Source organism: Novosphingobium naphthalenivorans NBRC 102051 (genome assembly GCF_001590985.1).
GTDB classification, from domain to species: domain Bacteria; phylum Pseudomonadota; class Alphaproteobacteria; order Sphingomonadales; family Sphingomonadaceae; genus Novosphingobium; species Novosphingobium naphthalenivorans.
In genome coordinates this window covers 1-4,958 of record NZ_BCTX01000152.1, presented here as the reverse complement: position 1 = coordinate 4,958, position 4,958 = coordinate 1, and the positions used below count along the sequence as shown (strand labels likewise).

Below are 4,958 nucleotides of genomic sequence, written 5' to 3'. Positions count from 1 at the left end.
CAATGCGCCCGCCGCCGCCATTCACAAGGCCCAGACAGACATTCGCTGGGCGAATCATGTGGTCATCCTTTACCCACTATGGCTCGGAGACGTTCCTGTGCTCAGAGGTCATTCAGTGTATTTATTGCGTTGCAGATGCCAGCGAGTCGGGGAAACTTCTCGGGACCGGAGAAGTTCATAGATCCGAGGCACAATTGAAACCTTAGGGGGTAATGTGCAACGCTTCATCCTGCACGAAAACTTGAAGAAATTCAGGGCCTGCCTGGGCGCAGACGTTGCCGACACCGAGCGCAGCTATCTGCTGCAGCAGATCCGTTCAATTCAACGCGAGCTTGCATTGCTCAACGCCGCCGCACTTGGCGTGCAGAGATATCCTATTGAATTTGGCGCGCTATCATCATGTGATCGGAGCCTTTTTCAACGCCTGACGGAGACCTCTACCCAGCCTACGATGATCATCGATCCGAGGGCTGGTATGCGAATCCTCGACGTCAACGATGCGCATACTGCCATCACCTATACCGAGCGCAGCAGAGTGGCCGGAGAAAGGCTCTTTGACGTCTTTCCGGATAATCCGGATCTTGAGGATGCAACCGGCGTCGCAGGCTTGTTTGATTCCATCCGCATCGCGGCACAGGGACGGCGCCAGCATGCCATGAAAGCACAGCGCTATGACCTGCGGGGTTCCGATGGCCGGTTTCTCGAGCGCTATTGGCAGACGGTGTCCGTTCCGATCCTGAATGACGAAGCGCAGCTGGTGTGCATTCTGCATCAAGCACGAGATGTCACCGAAACAGTCGGCACTGCGGGTTTCGTTGGTCATTGACACCCTCTAATGACGTCTCATCGGCGGTCAGCGCCGCTCTCACAGGAGAAGTCCGTCACATTCAGATTGTGAAGCATCGCGTAGCGGTGACGACGTTTACCTCGAGATCGGGGGGAGGGCGTGTCCAAAGCGGCGAGGATAGCTTCGCGAGTGGTGCGCCATTGGTATTCCGAAACTCGGGGCGGTTTCAGCCCACAGTGAGTTTCATGATTTCATGATGGGTAACTCGGCAAGGCTGTTTCTCAGGCGCAGCATGTCCCATGGCAGATGTTCGGCGATGGCAAGGCCAACCATATCCACTGCCGCGCCGATCTCTTTCAACAGGCGCACCACCTGGTCCAGCTGCATACGGCCTTGCTCTATTCCATCGAAGGCCCCCTCCGGCATGCCCGGCCTGTTGAACAGCAGCGGAGAAAAATGAGCCGGATCGAGGACATCGAGGTCGAAATGTACCGCAAGATGCGTGATTCCCTCGGTCTCGATCCAGTCGAGGATCGGCCGGCTGCTGTCAGCAAGGACGGCTGGCGGGATATGCCGGATGCCCAGTTCCTTCAGGATCAGGTCTTCATCCGCGTTCCATCCCTGCATGCCGGCGATCATCACACGCCGGGCGTCCAGCTTGCGGGGCACTTCTGCCGTGAAAGCCTCGTCGCCCCGGCCAAGCAGCAGGGCAAGCACATGGGCATGGGCGTGCGAAAACTCGGCAGCGCTCATCACGTCGGGATGGGCATCGAGCCAGAGAACGCCCAGCTTTTCACCATATCTGCGGCTTAGATACGCCATCGGCGCAAGATCGACCAGGCAGTCGCCGCCAAGCGTCACGATCCGATCGGGCGCATGCCGCTCGATGGCTTCGCGCGCCGCTCTTGCTTGAGACAAGAGGGCGGCGCACCACTTGATGCCACGGCTAACCGGCGGGGAGCTTCCGTCCGGTTCCGGAACCGCCACGGTTTCCTCGGGGCCGTCATGCGGCGGGGCAAGCCAGCGCAACAATTCGGAACCAAAGCTATAGGCGGGTTCATCGCCACCCTGCCATTGCGGCATGTTCAAACGGAGCGTCGTGGAGGTCACCGCAGATCATATTCTTTCGAGGCCGGAAGAGAAGACAATGTAGGTTGTCCGGCGGAAAAAAGCCACGCCCACGGGGCGCCCCGGGGTTCGAGAGGGAAGGGGGAGTGATGCTGGTGTCCGGGCTGATCCGGATGCCAGAAGGAGTTCCTCCGATGACCACGACCGTTAAGCTCTCGAAGCTTACGCTTTCTCCCATCAATGTCCGCAGGCGGCCCGACGACCTGCTGGAAATACCGCAGATGGCCGCCGATCTCGAAGCTCGCGGCGTACTCCAGAACCTGCTCGTCACGCCTGTGAAAAAGCCGCGCGGCACTTTCGAGGTCTTCGATGGCGGTCGCCGCCTGCGCGGTCTGCTCATGCTCGCCGAGCGCGGCACCATCGACCCTGAAACCTACGATGTTCCCGTCAAGGTTCTCGTCGGCGACGAGGCGACCCTGTCCGAGACCTCGACCGCGGCCAACTTCCATCAGCTCAAGATGACGCCTGCCGAGGAATGCCGCGCGTTCCAGTATTTCATCGGTCTCAATAATGATATCGACGGTGTCGCCAAGCGCTTCGGCCTCACCCGTCGGTTCGTCGAGGGCCGCCTGCGGCTCGCGACCCTGGCCGAGCCCATCTTCGAGGCGCTGAGCGAAGGCACCATCACGCTGGACGTCGCCAAGGCCTATGCCTCGACCGAAAACCAGGAGAAGCAGCTTCTCGTCTGGAACAGCTACGGCACCAGCTATGCCAATGCCGACACTATCCGCCGCGTCATCGCCAACGAAACGATGAAGTCGACCGATCCGGTCGCGATCCTGGTCGGCGAGGACCGCTATGCCGAGGCTGGCGGCAAGATCGACCGCGACCTTTTCAGCGACAGCGGCGACAAGTGGGTGAACCCCGAGATCGCGCAGCGGCTCGCCGCGGACATCATGGAAGCGGAAGCCAAGCGGATCGGCGAGGAACTCGGTCTCGCCTGGATCCGGCCGATTGCGTCGAACTACACGCATAGCGCGGCGACCGGCCTCTACCGGGTGATCCTGCCGCAGCCTGATTTCACCGAGGCGCAGCTGGCCCGCCTCGATGCGATTGCACAGCGGCAGGAAGCCATCGCCGAGGAGATGGATGACGAGACCATCGATGAGGATGCCTACAAGGCGCTCGACCAGGAATATGATGCCCTGTCCGAGGAAGAACACGCGCTCCACAACATCCCGCCGGTGCTGCCTGACGAGATCAAGCCGCTCGTCGGCGCGTTTCTCAAGCTGACGCCCAGAGGCGAGATGGTCCTCGACACCGAATATTATAGCGAGGAACCGGTCAGCATCGGCGGCGCTGATGAAAACGGCGAGGACGACCACGGCGATGGTGCCGGCGGTGGCGGTTCGACCGGCCCGGGCGGCAGCTACACGCCGCCTGCTCCGCCGCCCGAAGCGATCGCCCCGGGCGGCAAGCCGCTCAGCGCCCGGCTCTACGATGAGCTGGCGATGCAGCGGCGCGACGTGCTCGCAGCGACCCTGCTCAGCCATCCGGCCCTGGCGCTCGACTATGCGCTCTTCGTCATGATTGACGATCGCGCCAGCACGTTCAGCGCCTATGGCTCGACCATTCGCGCTCGCTCGCCGCAGGATCCGGTGAGTGGCGACCAGCCGACGACCCGCGCGCGGGGCTATCTCGCCGAAGCCCATGACGGGCTCGATGCGAGTTGGCTGGAGCACAAGTCCGAGGTCGACCGGTTCGAGGCGTTCCGGGCGCTCGACGACGACAGCAAGGCGGCCTGGCTCGCCTACATCGTGGCGATGTCGCTCGAAGCGAAGGCGAGCTACCGCGCCGAGCAGTGTCCGCTCCACAACCGGTTGGCGACGATCATGGATGTCGATGTCGCAAGCTGGTGGCGGCCGACATCCGAGAACTTCTTCGACCGCATCAGCAAGGGCTCGATCCTGACGCTGCTCGCCGATGTCGGCGGCGCGGCGCTGACCGCGCGCCACGCGACGATGAAGAAGTCGGAGATCTCGGAATCGTGCGCGAAGCTCTTCGCGGGCGAAGCGATCGTCGAGCCCGAGGTCCGGGACGCGGCGCTTGCCTGGGTGCCCGACGCCATGCGCTTCCTCGACAAGACCGAGGCGGACGATCTCGAACCCGCCGAAGGCGATCCTGAAGAGCAGGCGATCGTCGAGCCCGAGGATGCCGAAGAGGTTGGCGTGGCTGGCGTCGACGAGACAGTGTCCGGTGCCTGCGAAATCGAAGCGGAATCGCCCGATCAGGACGCTCTCGCGGCCTGACGCCGCTTTCTCCTGGATGCCTTGCCGCCGGCGCGTGGTCCCGTGCCGGCGGCCTTTTCCCCTTCCGCACGGAGAAGCGCCATGTCCCTTGCGAAACGCACGAGCCGCGATGTCGCCGCCGAAATCACCGACCTCATCATCCGCAAGCTCGAGGAGGGTGTTCCGCCCTGGTCGAGGCCCTGGCGGCTGAACGGGGCGGGCGGACGCCCGCTGCGTCATTGCGGCACGCCGTATCAGGGCATCAATACGCTTTATCTCTGGGCGCTCGGCGATGCCCAGGGTTATCGTTCGCGTTACTGGATGACCTGGCGCCAGGCGGAAACGCTAGGCGGGCACGTCCGCAAGGGTCAAACCGGCGCGCTTTCGGTTTATTATTCCTCGTTCAAGAAGCGTGAGGAGCACCCCGAAACCGGCAAGCAAGTGGAGCGGAGCATCCGGTTCCTGCGCCATTACATCGTGTTCAACGCCGATCAGATCGACGGTCTTCCAGCCTATTTCTACCCCTCTGACGAACCGGAGCAGCCTCTGATCCCGTCCGAGCGGCAGGCGGCGATCGACGCCTTCTTCACGGGAATCCCTGCCGACGTTCGCCATGGCGGAAACCAAGCCTACTTCACACCGACCTTCGATCATATCCAGCTGCCGAACCGAACGGCCTTCCGCAGCATGGATCACTATGCGTCCACGCGTTGCCACGAGACGGTTCACTGGTCGGGCCATTCCAGCCGACTCGCACGGACCTTCGGCAAGCGCTTCGGCGACAAGGCCTATGCGTTCGAAGAACTGGTCGCCTT

General features: G+C 62.4%; 4 protein-coding genes. 3 read left to right on the top strand and 1 reads right to left on the bottom strand.

Annotated features, from left to right (window positions below):
• Positions 1-214 precede the first annotated feature (214 nt).
• Positions 215-826, top strand: coding sequence for a PAS domain-containing protein (locus tag NN5_RS24075; protein ID WP_020819394.1), 612 nt, complete (start codon positions 215-217; stop codon positions 824-826).
• Between the two features lie 204 nt (positions 827-1,030).
• Here NN5_RS24075 and NN5_RS24070 read toward each other — a convergent pair whose 3' ends face one another.
• On the bottom strand, positions 1,031-1,897 hold the full coding sequence (locus NN5_RS24070; protein WP_021222983.1) for an arginase family protein: 867 nt from the start codon (positions 1,895-1,897) through the stop codon (positions 1,031-1,033).
• 152 nt (positions 1,898-2,049) lie between these two features.
• On the opposite strand from NN5_RS24070, the gene NN5_RS24065 reads away from it, so the two are divergent.
• Both NN5_RS24065 and NN5_RS24060 read left to right on the top strand, forming a co-directional pair.
• Positions 2,050-4,164 (top strand): ParB/RepB/Spo0J family partition protein, encoded by a 2,115-nt coding sequence (locus NN5_RS24065; protein WP_020819396.1) that lies wholly within the window; start codon positions 2,050-2,052, stop codon positions 4,162-4,164.
• Positions 4,165-4,245: 81 nt separating this feature from the next.
• A partial coding sequence (locus tag NN5_RS24060) for an ArdC family protein (RefSeq protein WP_067739131.1) occupies positions 4,246-4,958 on the top strand: 713 nt, incomplete at its 3' end.